At 72.5% G+C, this 15,130-nt stretch carries 14 protein-coding genes; 5 read left to right on the top strand and 9 right to left on the bottom strand.

The genetic code is table 11. From position 1 onward, the window contains the following. The first annotated feature begins 52 nt into the window (after positions 1-52). The 3 genes from VIW71_RS24355 to eutC all read left to right on the top strand — a co-directional run bounded on the left by VIW71_RS24355 (position 53) and on the right by eutC (position 3,395). Entirely contained in the window at positions 53-838 is a 786-nt protein-coding gene (locus tag VIW71_RS24355; RefSeq protein ID WP_331624742.1) for an HpcH/HpaI aldolase family protein, read from the top strand. A 341-nt stretch (positions 839-1,179) separates the two neighbouring features. Beyond that, positions 1,180-2,592: an ethanolamine ammonia-lyase subunit EutB gene (locus tag VIW71_RS24360; protein WP_331624743.1), complete on the top strand. Its 1,413-nt coding sequence runs from the start codon at positions 1,180-1,182 to the stop codon at positions 2,590-2,592. Continuing rightward, positions 2,589-3,395: an ethanolamine ammonia-lyase subunit EutC gene (gene eutC, locus VIW71_RS24365; protein ID WP_331624744.1), complete on the top strand. Its 807-nt coding sequence runs from the start codon at positions 2,589-2,591 to the stop codon at positions 3,393-3,395. The genes VIW71_RS24360 and eutC overlap by 4 nt, the downstream gene beginning before the upstream one ends. On the opposite strand, the gene hydA is transcribed toward eutC, so the two are convergent. The 9 genes from hydA to VIW71_RS24410 all read right to left on the bottom strand — a co-directional run bounded on the left by hydA (position 3,385) and on the right by VIW71_RS24410 (position 11,828). Then, entirely contained in the window at positions 3,385-4,797 is a 1,413-nt protein-coding gene (gene hydA, locus VIW71_RS24370; RefSeq protein ID WP_331624745.1) for a dihydropyrimidinase, read from the bottom strand. The genes eutC and hydA overlap by 11 nt on opposite strands. A gap of 96 nt (positions 4,798-4,893) precedes the next feature. Further along, positions 4,894-5,292, bottom strand: a complete 399-nt coding sequence (locus tag VIW71_RS24375; protein WP_331624746.1) for an allophanate hydrolase-related protein — start codon at positions 5,290-5,292, stop codon at positions 4,894-4,896. 35 nt (positions 5,293-5,327) lie between these two features. After that, positions 5,328-6,497 (bottom strand): NAD(P)/FAD-dependent oxidoreductase, encoded by a 1,170-nt coding sequence (locus VIW71_RS24380; RefSeq protein WP_331624747.1) that lies wholly within the window; start codon positions 6,495-6,497, stop codon positions 5,328-5,330. Continuing rightward, positions 6,494-7,960 (bottom strand): NAD(P)/FAD-dependent oxidoreductase, encoded by a 1,467-nt coding sequence (locus tag VIW71_RS24385; protein WP_331624748.1) that lies wholly within the window; start codon positions 7,958-7,960, stop codon positions 6,494-6,496. Before VIW71_RS24385 ends, VIW71_RS24380 begins: the two co-directional genes overlap by 4 nt. Beyond that, positions 7,957-8,316 carry a (2Fe-2S)-binding protein gene (locus VIW71_RS24390; protein ID WP_331624749.1) on the bottom strand — a complete coding sequence of 120 codons (360 nt, stop codon included), beginning with the start codon at positions 8,314-8,316 and terminating at the stop codon, positions 7,957-7,959. The genes VIW71_RS24385 and VIW71_RS24390 overlap by 4 nt, the downstream gene beginning before the upstream one ends. An 8-nt stretch (positions 8,317-8,324) precedes the next feature. Further along, positions 8,325-9,110, bottom strand: a complete 786-nt coding sequence (locus VIW71_RS24395) for an amino acid ABC transporter ATP-binding protein (protein WP_331624751.1) — start codon at positions 9,108-9,110, stop codon at positions 8,325-8,327. Then, positions 9,107-9,853, bottom strand: a complete 747-nt coding sequence (locus VIW71_RS24400) for an amino acid ABC transporter permease (protein ID WP_331624752.1) — start codon at positions 9,851-9,853, stop codon at positions 9,107-9,109. Before VIW71_RS24400 ends, VIW71_RS24395 begins: the two co-directional genes overlap by 4 nt. Before the next feature lie 117 nt (positions 9,854-9,970). Beyond that, positions 9,971-10,855, bottom strand: coding sequence for an ABC transporter substrate-binding protein (locus tag VIW71_RS24405; protein WP_331624753.1), 885 nt, complete (start codon positions 10,853-10,855; stop codon positions 9,971-9,973). A gap of 31 nt (positions 10,856-10,886) precedes the next feature. Continuing rightward, on the bottom strand, positions 10,887-11,828 hold the full coding sequence (locus tag VIW71_RS24410) for a dihydrodipicolinate synthase family protein (protein WP_331624754.1): 942 nt from the start codon (positions 11,826-11,828) through the stop codon (positions 10,887-10,889). Positions 11,829-12,046: 218 nt separating this feature from the next. Between VIW71_RS24410 and VIW71_RS24415 the strand changes: the two genes are divergently transcribed. Both VIW71_RS24415 and VIW71_RS24420 read left to right on the top strand, forming a co-directional pair. Beyond that, on the top strand, positions 12,047-13,072 hold the full coding sequence (locus tag VIW71_RS24415) for a LacI family DNA-binding transcriptional regulator (RefSeq protein WP_331624755.1): 1,026 nt from the start codon (positions 12,047-12,049) through the stop codon (positions 13,070-13,072). 710 nt (positions 13,073-13,782) lie between these two features. Continuing rightward, positions 13,783-15,063: an extracellular solute-binding protein gene (locus VIW71_RS24420; protein ID WP_331624756.1), complete on the top strand. Its 1,281-nt coding sequence runs from the start codon at positions 13,783-13,785 to the stop codon at positions 15,061-15,063. Positions 15,064-15,130: the final 67 nt, after the last annotated feature.

A 15,130-nucleotide genomic window follows, 5' to 3' on the forward strand; every position in this document is an offset into this window, starting at 1 on the left:
GCCCGCGAACGGACCGACCGCACCCACCCCCCCAGAGCTACGGAGTCCCCTCATGAAGGCAGAAGTTACCGCGCCCAGGCTGGGCGTCTGGCTCGGCAGCGGATCGGTCGTCGCCGCTGAGATCGCCGCGAGAAGCGGATTCGACGTCGTGCTGCTCGACGCCGAACACGGACCGGTCGGTGACGCCGACCTCAACCTCCTCATCCCCTTGATCTCCTCGCTCGGGCCGGAGGTCTGGGTGAAGACGGCCTCCGGCGCACGCGAACACGTCCAGCGGGCCCTGGACTTCGGTGCGGACGCCGTGGTGATACCGCACGTCGCGGGAGCCGACGAGGCCCGGCTGGTCACCTCCTACGGCAAGTTCCCCCCGCTCGGCGACCGCAGCCTCGCCGCCGAGCGGGCGGTCGGATACGGCCCGCTCACCGCGGAGTGGATCGCCCGCCAGGACACCGCCACCCACTGCATCGTGATGGTCGAGGACGAGGCCGGACTGGCGGAGGTCGAGGCGATCGCCGCGCTCCCCACCGTCGACGGGGTGATGCCCGGCCCCTCGGACCTCGCCGTACGCCGCGGACGGGGCCACTACTCCCGGACCCCGGAGGACTTCGAGGACCTCCGGCGCGTCGCCGAGGCGTGCCGGGCCGCCGGGACCCCGTGGATCCTGCCGGCGTGGGCGCGGAGCGAACAGGAGTTCGCGGTCCACCACGGTGCGTCGGTGATGATCGTGGCGAGCGAGTACGCGGCGCTGCACGCCGGCCTCGCCGGGGTCCTCAAGGACGTCGGCGCCCTGCGGGCCGCGGGCACGCCCCGGCCTGCCGTCCCCGCCGGACGGATCTGAGGAACGCGTCCGGACACCGTATGCCCCCTGCGGGCCCTGGTGGTGGCCGGTGCCGCATCGGTCGGGGTGTGCCCGGCAGCGAGCGGCGTCCGGTGCGGTACGTCGCAAGACACCGGACCGGCCTCGTGGGCCTGCCCGGTCGATGCGGCAGCGCCGCGAGGCGCCGTGCCGGACGCGGCGACGGGGCGAACCCCGACTGACCCGGCCGACGCGGCGCTAGGCTGCCGGTGAACCCCCGTCCCGCTCTCCCGTGACAGCTCGCGACCGTGACCGGCCCGGCCTGGCTCCCCCGCCGTGCGGCCGGCCGTACGGCGCCGATCCCCCTCCCAGGAGATCCATCCGTGACCCGTTACACCGCAACCGTCCGGGGACGCGGCTACCGCTTCGCCGGCCTGAAGGACCTGATGGCCAAGGCGTCGCCGCCGTGCTCGGGCGACGCCCTGGCCGGGGTCGCCGCCGAGAGCGCCCTGGAACGCCTGGCGGCCCGCTCCGTCCTGGCCGACCTGCCGCTGCGCACCTTCCTGGAGGAGCAGGTCGTCCCCTACGAGACCGACGAGGTCACCCGGCTGATCGTCGACCGCCACGACCCTGTGGCGTTCGCGCCGGTCTCCTCGCTGACCGTCGGCGGCTTCCGGGACTGGCTGCTGTCCGATGCCGCGGACGAGGCGGCCCTGACCGCCCTGGCGCCGGGGCTGACGCCGGAGATGGCCGCGGCCGCGGCCAAGCTGATGCGCAATCAGGACCTGGTCGCGGTGGCCCGCCGCTGCCGCGTCGTGACCCGGTTCCGTACCACCGTCGGCCTTCCGGGCCGGATGGCCACCCGGCTCCAGCCCAACCACCCCACCGACGACCCGCAGGGCGTGGCCGCCGCCATCGTGGAGGGACTGCTCTACGGCTGCGGGGACGCGGTCATCGGCATCAACCCCGCGGGCGACAACGTCACCGCGACCGGGGACCTGCTGCACCTGGTCGACGAGATCCGCCAGAGCTACGCCATCCCCACCCAGTCCTGCGTGCTGGCGCATGTCACCACCACCATGGAGCTGATCGACCGCGGCGCCCCGGTCGACCTGGTCTTCCAGTCCGTGGCCGGTACCCAGGCCGCCAACGCCTCGTTCGGCGTGGACCTGGCGCTGCTGGCCGAGGCCCGGCAGTCGGCCGCCGCCCTGGGCCGCGGGACCGTCGGCGGCAATGTGATGTACTTCGAGACCGGTCAGGGCAGCGAGCTGTCCGCGGGCGCGCACCACGGGGTGGACCAGCAGACCCTGGAGGCCCGCTCCTACGCCGTGGCCCGCGAGTTCGACCCGCTGCTGGTCAACAGCGTGGTCGGCTTCATCGGCCCGGAATACCTCTACGACGGCAAGCAGATCCTGCGGGCGGGTCTGGAGGACCATTTCTGCGGCAAGCTGCTCGGCCTGCCGATGGGATGCGACATCTGCTACACCAACCACGCCGAGGCCGACTCCGACGACATGGACGCCCTGCTCACCATGCTCGGCGTGGCCGGCTGCTCGTTCGTGATCACCGTTCCCGGAGCCGACGACGTGATGCTCAACTACCAGACCAACGCCTTCCACGACGCGTTGTACGTGCGTGAGACGCTCGGCCTGCGGCAGGCACCGGAGTTCGAGCAGTGGTGGCAGGCGGCGGGCCTCGGCGACGAACGCGGGCGCCCCCGGCTGGCCGACCCCGAGCACCCGGCGCTGGGCGGGATCGGCGCGATCGGCGAACTGGCCGCGGGGATCGTACGGTGAGCGCCTCCTCCACTCCCGCCGACCGGTCCGCGGACGACGCCGCCCGGCAGGCACGTGCCTGGCAGGCGCTGCGGCGGCACACCCCGGCCAGGATCGGCCTGGGCACCACCGGCAGTGCGATCCCCACCCGCCACCTGCTGGAGTTCCAGCTCGACCACGCCGAGGCCCGCGACGCCGTGCACCTGCCCCTGGACGTCGACCGCCTCGCCGGCGGGCTGACCGGCCTGCTCGGCGGCGCGCCCGTCCTGTCGGTGCGCAGCGCGGCGGAGGACCGGGCGAGCTACCTGCAGCGCCCCGACCTCGGCCGGCGGTTGCACCCGCGGGCCGCGGCCACGCTGCCGCACGGGGAGTACGACATCGCGTTCGTGGTGGCGGACGGGCTCTCCGCCCGCGCCGTCCACGACCACGCCCCCGGTCTGCTCCGGGAGGTGGCCGCCGCGCTCCCCGACTGGCGCGCGGCCCCCGTGGTCGTCGCCACCGGGGCCAGGGTGGCGCTCGGCGACGAGGTCGCCCGGGCCCTCGGCGCACGCATGGTGGCCGTCCTGATCGGCGAGCGCCCGGGCCTGTCCTCGGCCGACAGCCTCGGCGTCTACCTCACCTACGACCCGTCGGTGCCGCGCACCGACGCCGAACGCAACTGCCTGTCGAACATCAGGCCCCCGCACGGCACCGATTACCCGACCGCCGCCGCCACCCTGGTCCGGCTGATGACGCAGGCCCGCCTGCGGCGGCTGACCGGAGTCGCCCTCAAGGACGACTCCCCCGCCCTGCCCGCCCCGCCGGACCGACCGCTCAGCAGATGAGCCCGGAGCCCAGGGGCCGGGAACGCAGGTGGCGGCCGCGGGGGGCGGGGTCCAGCAGTCGCCCCTCGGAGACCACCGGGCGGCCGGCGACCAGGACCGTGGTGGGGCGGCCGGTGATCTGCATGCCCTCGTACGGGGTGTAGTCGGTCGCCATGTGGAGGTCGGTGGCCCGCAGTTCCGTGGTGGCGGTGGGGTCCCACAGGACGAGGTCGGCGTCGGCGCCGGGCGCGATGACGCCCTTGCGGGGGTAGAGGCCGTTGAGGCGGGCCGGGTTGGCGCAGAGCGCTTCCACGAAGCGGCCGACGGGCAGGCCGCGCTTGACCACGAGTTCACTGAAGATCACCGGCATCCGGGTCTCCACCCCGGGCAGGCCGTTGGGCATCGCGCGGACGTCGTGGCGTACGGACTCCTTCTGGGCGGTGTCGTAGCAGCAGTGGTCGCTGCCGATGGTGGCGACCTGGCCCATGGAGACCCGGGACCGCAGCGCGCCGACCGTGGTCGCGGAGCGCAGCGGGGGGCAGCACACGAAGCGCTCGGGGTGCGGGCCGGCATAGGCGGAGTCGTCCAGGACGAGGTGGTGGGCGACGGCCTCGGTGTAGGCCCGTACGCCCCTGCCGCGGGCCCGGGCGACGAGGTCGACGGCTTCGGGGGTCGACTGGTGGACGAAGTAGACCGGCGCCGCGACGGACTCCGCGACCGCCAGGATCTCCGCGACGGAGGCCGCCTCCGCCAGCTCGGGCCGGGTACCGGCGTGGTGGCGGGCGCCGATGGCGCCGGCCGCGGCGCCGCGCTCCTGCACGTCGGTGATGATGTGGTCGGCCTCGCAGTGGATGACGACCATGCCGCCGAGGTCGCGCAGCGAGGTCATCACATTGAGGATGGTCTTCTCGTCGGCCATCGTCTCGCCGCGGTACGTGGTGAACATCTTCACGGTGACCACGCCGTCGGCGGTCAGCGCGCGCAACTGCTCGGGCACCGTCGCGTCCCAGTCGACCACGCAGGCGTGCAGCGCGCTGTCGCACAGCCCCTGGTCCGCCTTGGCGCGCTGGGCGGCGGCGACATCGGCCGGGTTCTCGCCGGGGCGCGGGATCGCGAAGTCGACGATGGTGGTCGTGCCGCCGAAGACGGCGGCGGTGGTGGCCTGGCGGTAGTCGTCGAGCGAGGTGAAGTCGCCGGAGGTGAAGCCGACGTGGCAGTGCGGATCGACGCCGCCGGGCAGCACCAGGTGGCCGCCGGCGTCGATCTCGGTCGCCCCGCGGACGTCCGGCGACCGGTACGAACCGGGTTCGGCCAGGGCGAGGACCCGCCCGTCCCGGACCAGGACATCGGCCTCGCCCTGCCAGTCGGCGTTGACCACGGTGCCACCGCGGACGATGAGGTCGATCGGCTCACGGACTGCCATGGCTCTCCTTCTGATTGCTGGGTGTCGGGCGGGTCGGGCGGGCTGAAGGGGTCCGGCGGGCCGGGCGCGTCGGGCGGGTCGGGTGCGGTGCCGCGGTCAGCGGGCCGGCGCCGAGCGGGCCGCGAGATACGCGCGCCAGCCGCCGGCGGCGCTGATGTCGAGCACGCCGGGCGCGTCCAGCGCCGTCTCACGCATGCGCATCGACAACGACGACGTCCCGTCGGCGAGTTCGATGACGCCGAGTTCCAGTTCGGGCGGCTCCTCGGGCAGCAGCCGGTCGCGCAGCGCCTCGTAGCTGAGCTCGTACAGTTCGCCGGGGACGGCCGTGCCCGCCTCCTGGACCGGGTGCAGGCCGGGGAACTCGTCGCGTACCGAGAAGAACCGGTAGCGGGGCGCGGTGTCGACCGGGCCGACGAACCGGGCGTCCCGCAGCGCGTGGTTGATGCTGCCGCCGGACATCGCCTGTCCGTTGACGAACATGCGGAGAACAGTCATGTCGAAGCCTTTCTGTGAGTCCGGGGTGCGGGGAATCAGACCGTGGGGGTGACGACGTCGCGCAGCAGCCGCCCGGGGCCGAGGTCGTCGACCGGCTCCGGTGGTGTGTCGCCGGCGATCTGCGCGGTCAGCGTCTCCCCCCAGACCGGGGCGAGCGTGAACGCGTACGTCCCGCCGGCGACGAAGAAGCCGGGGTGGCCGGGGACCTCGCCGATCACCGGCATCTCGTCGGGGGTCGCGGCGAGGGGTCCCGCCCACATGCGCAGCAGGCGCAGCCCGGCCAGGAACGGCAGGACGCGGCCGGCCTGCGCGAGATTGCCCGCCATGCTGGCCACGCTGACCGTGCTGCGCCCGTCCAGGTCGAGCCGGCCGGCCGGCCAGCCGCCGCCGATGAGCATGTTGCCCGCGCTCACCTGCTTGACCGACATGCCCTCGCCGATGTGCTGCACCAGGTGGTGCATGACCGGGGGGACGCGTACGGTCACGTGCATCTGGATGGCGACCGGGGACATGTCCACCCGGATGCCGGCCATGGCGGCGATGTCCGCGATCCACGGCCCGGCGGCGTTGACGACGTACGGCGCGGTCCAGCTCCGGTCGCCGGAGCGGACCTGGTACTCGCCGCCGGCCCTGCTGATGCCCGTCACCGGGCTGAACGGGTGCAGTTCGGCGCCGCGCCGGCGGGCCGCGTCCAGGTACGCCGGGGTGATCAGCAGCGGATTGGCGTAACCGTCGAGCGGGCACCAGGTGGCGGCGCGTACGCCCGGCGACAGCAGGGGCAGCCGTGCGCGGGCCTCGTCGCCGGTCAGCAGTTCGGTGGGGATGCCGGCGTCGCGTTCCATCGCCGCCTTGTGGCGGAGTTCGAGCTCCTGCTCCGCGGTCTCCGCGACCATGAACCCGCCGCCGCGCCGCAGCTCCACGGAGGTCCCCAGGTGGTCCTCGATCACCGACCAGCGCTCCGACGCCCGGCGTTGCAGAGGCAGCAGGCGCTTGTTGTCCACGGGTACGTCCTGGCCCGGGCGCCGGGTGTGGATGGCCTGGATGTGCAGGTTCCCCGCGGTGGTGCCCGACCCCTCGCGGTTGGGTGCGCCGCGCTCCAGTACGGCCACGCGGTAGCCGCGTTCGGCCAGGTGGCAGGCTGCGGAGGCGCCGAGGATGCCTGCTCCCACGACGATGACATCGGGCTGGCGGCTGTCGCCGGTCATGCGGTGCCGCCCTTCGTGGCGTCGGGTTCCGCGGGCCGGCCGGCCGCCATGGCGGTCGGCACGGGAACGGGTTTGAGGGGGAAGCGGGCGGCGAAGGAGGCCGGCCCGCACGGCCGGCCCGTAGCCTGCCCGGCGAGCGCGGCGACGACGTGCCCGCACTCGCGGCCCTGGCAGGGGCCCATGCCGGCGCGGGTGGCGCCCTTGACACCGTGCAGGTCGTTCCAGCCGGTTTCCGCGGCGCGGCGGATCTCACCCGCGGTGATGCCCTCGCAGCGGCACACCGTGGTGCTGTCGGCCAGCGACGCGGTGAGACCGGCCGGTACGGGGTAGAGGCGCTGGTTCAACTCGGCGAACCGGTCGAGCGAGCGGGCGCGCCGCCGTAGCGCCGCGAGGCGGCGGCCGTCGCCGGTCGCCGGACTCCCGTCGCCCGACGCCCCGCCGAAGCGGCGCAGGATCGCCAGGGCCGCCGACTCGCCGCGCACCTGCGCCGCGTGCACGCCGGCGATGCCCGCGCACTCCCCCACCACGTACAGCCCGTCCACCGAGGTCGCGCCGTCCGGGCCGGCCTCGGGAAGTTCCTCCCCGGTGGCCGCGTCGACGCGGGTCCGGCAGCCCAGCAGGCGCGGCAGTTCGGTGCTCGGGCGGAACCCGAAGCCCACGCACAGCGCGTCGACGTCCACCCGCCGCGTCGCACCGCCGGCGGCCGGATCGGCCGGTCCGATCTCGACGGAACGTACGCGGTCGTCGTCGCCGTACGCGGCCAGCACCCGCCGGCCCTGCTCCACCCGTACGCCGTGCCTGGCCAGGGTGAGCAGGTAGCCGGCCGCCTCGGTGAGGCGGGCGGGGTGGCGCAGGGCGCCGAGCGCGGCGAAGCCGGGACGGTAGGGGTGGTTGAGTTCGAGGAGCGCCTCGACACGGGCTCCCACGTCGAGCAGCGCGCAGGCGACCGGGAGCAGGAACGGTCCGGTCCCGGCCACGACGACCCGGCTGCCGACCGGCACCCGGTCCATGGTGGCCAGGTGCAGGGCGAAGCCCGGGGTGACGACGCCGGGCAGCACCCAGCCGGGGAACGGCGCGGTGCGTTCGAAGGCGCCGGTCGCGACGACCGTGGCGCGGGCGTGCACCTGCCCGGCCGCACCGGTACGGGCGTCGGCCGTGAAGAGGGTGCGGCCGTCGTCCTCGGCGCCCCAGACCAGCGTGCGGGTCAGGCAGTCCACTCCGGCGGCGCGTACCTCCCGGATCAGGGCGGTGCCCTTGGGCCGGAAGTCGCCGAAGGCGGCGGCCAACGGCTCGGCGCGGCGCTTGTAGTACTGGCCGCCCAGCGTGTCGGACTCGTCGATCAGGGTGACCCGCAGCCCGCCCCGCGCCAGGACCAGCGCGGCCGTGAGCCCGGCGGGCCCGCCGCCGACGACCGCGACGTCGGTCTCGACGTGCCGCACGTCCTGGGCCGGATGCCCGCTCATACGGCGGCGCCTTCACCTGTGCCGGGGCCCTGCCGTACGGCGCCGCATTCGCCCGCGCCCTCGCCCTGCCGTACGACGCCGCCGTACGCCAGGGTGCGGATCTCCATGCCGTCCGCCACATGCTCCGTGCAGGAGCGCGAGCCGGGCCGGCCATCGATCACGACCTCGCACTCCAGGCACACGCCCATCCCGCAGAACGGGCCGCGTGTGTCCCCGGTCACCGGGTTCCGGCGCAGCGCCCAGGTGCCGCCCGCGACCAGGGCCGCGGCCACCGACTGGCCTTCCCATGCCCGCCGCGGGGTGCCGTCGACGACGACGGTCACCGTGCGCGGGCGGGCCTTCTTCTTCGCTGTCATCAGGGTGCTCACAGAATCTTGCCGAGGAACTGGCGGGTGCGTTCGTGCTCCGGTTCGGAGAAGAACGGGTCGGGGGCCTTGTCCTCCACCACCACGCCGTCGCTGATCAACACCACGCGATCGGCCGCGGCCCGCGCGAACCCCATCTCGTGGCTGACCACGACCATGGTCATGCCCTCGTCGCGGAGCCGGACCATCACGTCGAGGACCTCCCGGACCATCTCCGGGTCCAGGGCCGAGGTGGGTTCGTCGAAGAGCATCAGCTCGGGCCGCATGGCCAGGGCGCGGGCTATCGCCACGCGTTGCTGCTGGCCGCCGGAGAGCTGGGAGGGGTAGCGGTCCGCCTTGTCGGCGAGTCCCACCATCTCCAGCAGCCCGGCGGCGTCGCGCCGCGCCTCCGCCTTCGGGGTGCGGTGGACGTGTACGGGGCCCGAGGCCACGTTCTCCAGCGCCGTCATGTTCGGGAACAGGTTGAACTGCTGGAACACCATGCCGGTCTTGCGGCGGTGGACGGCGACCCGCCGCTCCGGCATCGGCACCCTGCGGCCCCGGCGCTCGCGGTGGCCGACCGTGTCTCCGCAGATCCGCAGGGACCCGGAGTCGATGTCCTCCAGGTGGTTGAGGGTACGCAGGAAGGTGCTCTTGCCGCCGCCCGAGGGGCCCAGGATCAGGACCACTTCACCCTGACGGACCGTCAGGTCGACGCCCTTGAGCACCCGCACGTCGCCGTACGACTTGTGGACGCCCTTCGCCTCGACCGTCACGGCACGGTCGGCCGCCTGCTGAGTGCTCATCGGTTGTCCATCTCCAGCTGTCGGTCCAGGTCCAGGTCGGGGGCTTCGGCGGCGGCGGACCCCGCCTTCGGCCCGGGCTTCGGCCCGAGCCGAAGCACCTTCCGGCCGCCGCGGCGGCCGGGCCGCGGTGCGTGCCCGCGGCCGACTTTGGCTTCCAGCCAGCGCTGCACGAAGCCCCAGAGCGTGGTCATCGCCAGGTAGTACAGGGCCGCCGCGGTCAGACCCTCCAGCACCCGGAAGTCGGTCTGCACCGCGAACTGCGTGCGGCGCAGCAACTCCTCGACCGAGATGACCGAGACCAGCGTGGTGGTCTTGAGCAGGCCGTTGAAGCTGTTGCCGAGCGGCGGCACCATCACCCGCAGCGCCTGCGGCATGACGACCACACGGAACACCCGCCACGGCGACATGCCCAGCGCCCGGGCCGCCTCGGTCTGCCCGCGCGGTACCGACATGACACCGGCCCGCACGATCTCCGAGAGATACGCCGCCTCGTTGAGCACCAGACCGGTGAGCGCCGCGGTGATGACGCCCAGCCGCAGCCCGAGCTGCGGAAGTCCGGTGTAGATGATGACGAGCTGCACCAGCAGCGGCGTCCCGCGCATCAGCCATACGTAGAACCCCGTGACCGCCCGGGCGGGCGCGAAGGACGACGCCCTGCCCAGGGCGACGATCACGGCGAGCGGAAGGCCGAGCGCCATGCTGACCGCCGTCAGCCAGACGGTCGTCCACGCTCCGCGCAGCATTTGGGGGTTGTGGAGGAATGAGAAGAAGGCATCCCAGGACCACATGTGACTCGACCTTTCCGTTCCGTCCCGTTGTCGTACTGTCCGTGCTTGCGGTTGCTGTCCGTTCGCCCGGGGCTACGCGGCGGGGATGGTGCCGGTGGTCACCTTCACGGCCCCCTTGTAGGGGGTGACGTTGTACTTCTTGAAGAGCTCGGTCAGGAAACCGTTCTGCTGGAGCTTGTTGAGGGCGCCCGCGACGGCGTCGGCCGTCGGGCCCTTACTGAAGCCGAGGGCGAGCGGGGCGGGGTTCATGCCCTTGACGGCGGTCTCGAACCGGCCGTCCTTCTGGTAGTACGTGGTGACCGACTCCACGATGGCGACGCCGTCCGCCTGCCCGGCGGACAGTGCCTGGTACGCCTCTGCGTTGGTCTGGAAGGTGCGGACGGTCATCTGCTTGCGGCCCGCCGCCTTGAGCTTGGCGTTGAGCGCCGTGAGGGTGTCGAACTCGTAACCGGGGGCCTCGACCGCGACGGTCCGGCCGGAGAGGTCGTCCTCGGAGTGCACGCCCTTCGGGTTGCCCTTCGCCACCGAGACGGAGACGCCCTGGACCTCGTAGGGCACGAGCTTGATGGTCTCGGCCCGCTCCGCGGTGTAGAACATGCCCGTGTCGATCATGTCCCAACGGCCGCTCTGCACGCCGGGGATCTGCGCGTCGAACGGGATGTTGACGAACTTCGGCGTGAGGCAGAGGGTCTTGGCGATCTCGTTGCCGAGGTCGACCCGCATGCCGACGATCTTGCCGCTCGGGTCGACGTACTGCATGGGCGGCAGCGTCGCGTTGGTCGATATGGTCAGCGTCTTGTCCTTCACCAGGTCCTGGGCGCCGAGTTCGGGCGTACAGGAGGAGGCGGCGGACTTGGTGTCGTCGGACGAGGAGTTCCCGCCGCCGCACGCGGCCAGCGGCAGCAGCAGGGCGGCGGCGGCCGCGGGGATGATCAGCTTGCGCACGGTGGGTTTCACCTTTCGGAGGGTCTGTCGGGGGGTGCGGGGGTCAGGCGCGGGCGGGGACGGTGTCGCGCAGGCCGGCCTCGTCGAGCGCGGCCGACAGCAGGCCGAGCGCGGCGGGGTCCTCCAGCGGGAGCAGCGGGGGCCGTACGTGGCCGCCGGGCTGGCCGAGCAGGCGCATCGCCGCTTTCAACTGCGAGGTGGGCGAGGCGAAGCGGGAGCTGTAGTCGGAGTTGACGAGCAGGTTGACCAGCCGCTCGTACCGGGCGGACCACTCGCGGGCCCGGTCGAGGTCGCCGGCCCAGTACGCCTCGTAGAAGCGGACCGCGAAGGGGGCGCCCAGCCCGCCGCCGTCGATGTTCCCGTCGCCGCCGAACTCGGCCATGACCGCCATGCCGCGGCGGTGGATGAACCGTCCGAACACCCGGACGCTGCCGGCCAGAGCGGCGCAGGTCTCCGCCACCTTCAGCTCGTCGCCCGAACTGTCCTTGACGGCCACGACGTTGTCGAGCGCGGCCAGACGTACGAGGGTGTCGACGCCGATGTCCACGGCGGTGCCGCGCGGCCAGTTGTAGACCATCAGCGGGGCGTCGACCGACTCCGCGAGGGTGCGGTAGAAGGCGTAGATCTCGTCCTGGCTGGGGTGTACGTACGGAGGCGGCGTGGTCAGGATGCCGTCGGCGCCGATCGCGCGTGCGTGCTCGCCGAACTCGACGCACTCGGCGGCGGTGAACGCGCCGCAGCCGATCACCACGGGTACCCGCCCGGCCAGTTCGGCCACGGCGATCTCCGCGACGCGGCGGCGCTCGGCCGGGGTCTGGGAGAACCACTCGCCGGTGGTGCCGTTCACCAGCACTCCGTGGACGCCGTGCTCGGCGTAGAGGTTCAGCAGCGCCCGCCAAGCCGCCTCGTCCAGCGCGCCGTCGGCGGTGAACGGCGTGGGCGCGGCCGGCCAGTAGCCGTGCCAGGTCACGTCACCCCGGTTCATCAGGTCTCCAATCACGCCGCGTCCCACAAGTTGTGGGATCGATTGCACAGCACAGTCACAGCCCAGATGCGACGGCGTCAAGCCCGTTCTGACTGAAATATGCTGGTGAAACCTGTTGTTTACATCGAGGTGTTGGGGGCTTCTGGCATGATGGGGTCCGCCGACGACGAGAGCGACGGCCAATTGAATGGGATCGATTCCAAGATCGGGGCGGGCCAATGGCGGTCACGTTGGACCAAGTTGCCGACGCGGCAGGCGTGTCGAAGAGCACGGCATCACGCGTGCTGAGCGGGTCGCACCGGGTCAGCGCGACGACCCAGCGCGCCGTGATGGCCGCGGCGGAACGCCTGGGCTACCGCCCCAACCGGATAGCCAGCGGACTGCGCACCCAGCGCAGCAACCTCGTCGGCCTCGTGGTGACCAACCTCGTGAACGCCTCGTTCCACACCATCACCGGCGTCGTGCAGCAGCGGCTGGACGAGCTCGGCTACCAGGTGCTGCTCTGCATCACCGACGCCGATCCCGCCCGCGAGCGCCGCTACCTGGAGATGCTCCTCGACCACCGGGTCGCGGGGCTGATCATCGTCGGCACCGGCCGGAACACCGCCACGGTCCAGGAGGTGAGCGCGGCCGGCGTACCCGTGGTGAACCTGATGCGCTCCCCCGACGGCGCCCCCGGCGACGCGATCATGTCCGCGGACCGCGAGGGCGCGGTGCTGGCCACCCGGCACCTGCTCGACCTCGGCCACCGCCGGATCGGCTTCATCGGCGGTCCCGCCTCCGTCGACTCCGGCCGCGAGCGCTACGCCGGCTTCGCGGAGGCGCTGGCCGACGCGGGGCTGACTCCCGATCCCGCACTGGTGGCCCGCGGTCCGTACGAGGTCCCCTTCGGTACCGAGGCGGTCACACGGCTGATGGCCGGCGAACCGCGCCCCACCGCCCTCTACAGCGCCAACCACGAGGCGACCTTCGGAGCGCTCAGCGCCCTCGTCCAGTACGGGATACGCGTCCCGGACGAACTCTCCCTGGTCTGCCACGAGGAAGCCCCCTGGTTCCCCTACTGGCACCCCCCGATCACCGTCGTCGACAACAGCGCCCGGGACCTGGGCGAACTCGCCGCCGAGCAGCTGCTGCGCCGCATCTCCAAGGGCGAGGGCACCCCGGACGGCACCGGGCGCGCGATCCGCGTCGGCTCGAAGCTCGTGGTACGGCAGTCCACCGCGTCCCCGGCCGGAGCGCGGTAGCCGGGCGCGGCGCCGGGGGACGTCCCTCACGGTGGTGGAACCCCGCGTGACCTGCGGCGCGGCGCGACCGGCCGTAGCGTGGACCCCCGGCCTCCCGCTGGCTCCCGGCGAGGACGCCGACCTCAGTGGTGAGCCTGCGACTGTCCGGGGCGGCCCGGCCAGGAGTGAGCCGTCCCCACCTGGTGACCTCGGCCGTAGGACTGCCGGGTGACCCCGGCCGTCCGGCCGCCCGGCCCGCGCCCACCACGACGCGCATCGCCCCACACCCCGGAGCGCCCCCACACCCCGGCGGCTCGCCGTACCCCACCCGTGCCGTACCCTCCGAACGCTTCACACCATATTAGTTCCGTGACAGCATGAATTAACATGCCGGACCCAACCACCACCGCAACCCGGTGATGCGTCACCCGCTACCGCCCGGCGCCTCACCCCATCACCGGCGAGACCCACCTTGCGTCGCCACCGCGACGAGGCCGCGGCCCACGACACCCCACCCCCACCGGGTTCCGCCACCCCGAAATCCGGCTGTGACATGTGTGAATAGATTGCTTGACGCAAGAAATTAATTCCACTACTGTCCCGACCCACCGGACGATGGCGGCCCCCTCCGCGCCCCGCGCGACCGGCCGTTCGAGGCTTGACCACTCCGCGTTCCTCCCCTCCCCCTGATCCAACCGATCCCCTCCGAGACTCACCACTGGAGTACCGACATGAGACGTCATCGCAAAGGAGCGCTGGCGCTGGGAACGGCCGCGCTCTGCACGGCACTGCTGGGCGCCTGCTCGACCTCGGGCTCGTCCGGATCGTCATCCGGCCCCGCCACGCTGACCTTCTGGGGCACCTACGGCAACGGCGGCAACAAGGTGCAGACCGACGCCCTGGAGAAGACGATCATCCCGGCCTTCGAGAAGGCCCACCCGGACATCAAGATCAAGTACGTCGATGTCCCCTACGACTCGCTCCTGCAGAAGCTCACCACCGCCGCGGCCGGCGCCAAGCTGCCCGACCTGGTGCGGGCGGACCTCGGCTGGGTGCCGAAGATGGGCGCGCTCGGTGTGTTCGCCGCGCTGGACGAGAAGATGACCGACTTCCAGGCGCTGGCGAGCAAGACCTACCCGGGCAGCCTGGCGACCAACAAGCTCGGCGACCACTACTACGGCCTGCCGCTGGACAGCAACACCCGGGTGCTGATCTCCAACCCGGACGCGCTGAAGAAGGCCGGCCTGTCCGCTCCGCCCGCCACCTTCCAGGAGTTGAAGGCCGCCGCGCCCAAGCTGGCCGCCGCCAAGGTCTCCGTCTTCGCCGACTCCGGACTCCAGGGCTGGAACATCTACCCCTGGATATGGTCCGCGGGCGGCTCGGTCACCGACGCCGACCAGACCAAGGCCACCGGATACCTCAACAGCCCGGCCAGCGTCGCCGGCGTGCAGTTGCTGGCCGACCTCCACAAGGCCGACGCGATCCCGAACCTGATCACCGGTGACAAGGGCGGCACGCAGACCTCCGACGGGCTGCCGAAGGGGCAGTACGCCACCATCCTCGACGGGCCGTGGATGACCGGCGTCTGGTCCGGCCAGTACCCGAAGTTCAAGCCGGTCTACTCGCCGGTGCCGGCCGGTCCCGGCGGCTCCGTCTCGGTCGTCGGCGGTGAGGACATCGCGATGACCTCGGCCTCCCGCCACCAGGAGCAGGCCGAGGAGTTCATCCGCTTCACCCAGACAGCCGACTACCAGCTCACCATGGCCAAGACCGGCCAGATGTCGGTGATCAAGTCCTTCGACAGCCAGGAGGCGGCGCTGGTCCCGGAGTTCGCGCCGTTCATCAAGCAGCTCGCCACCGCCCGGCCGCGTCCCTCGGTCCCGCAGGCTCCGCAGATCGACACCGTCCTGCAGAACGAGCTGACCCTCGCCTTCCAGGGCAAGCAGTCCGTCCGGAAGGCGCTCGACAAAGCGGCGGGCGAGATCGACTCGCTGCTGACGGCGACCCACTAGGCCACGGAATCCATGACCACACAACTCCATTCCGCCGCGCCGCGCACCGGCGCGGCCGGGCGCCCCC

Origin of the sequence: Streptomyces sp. (assembly GCF_036524955.1) — a bacterium.
GTDB lineage: Bacteria > Actinomycetota > Actinomycetes > Streptomycetales > Streptomycetaceae > Actinacidiphila.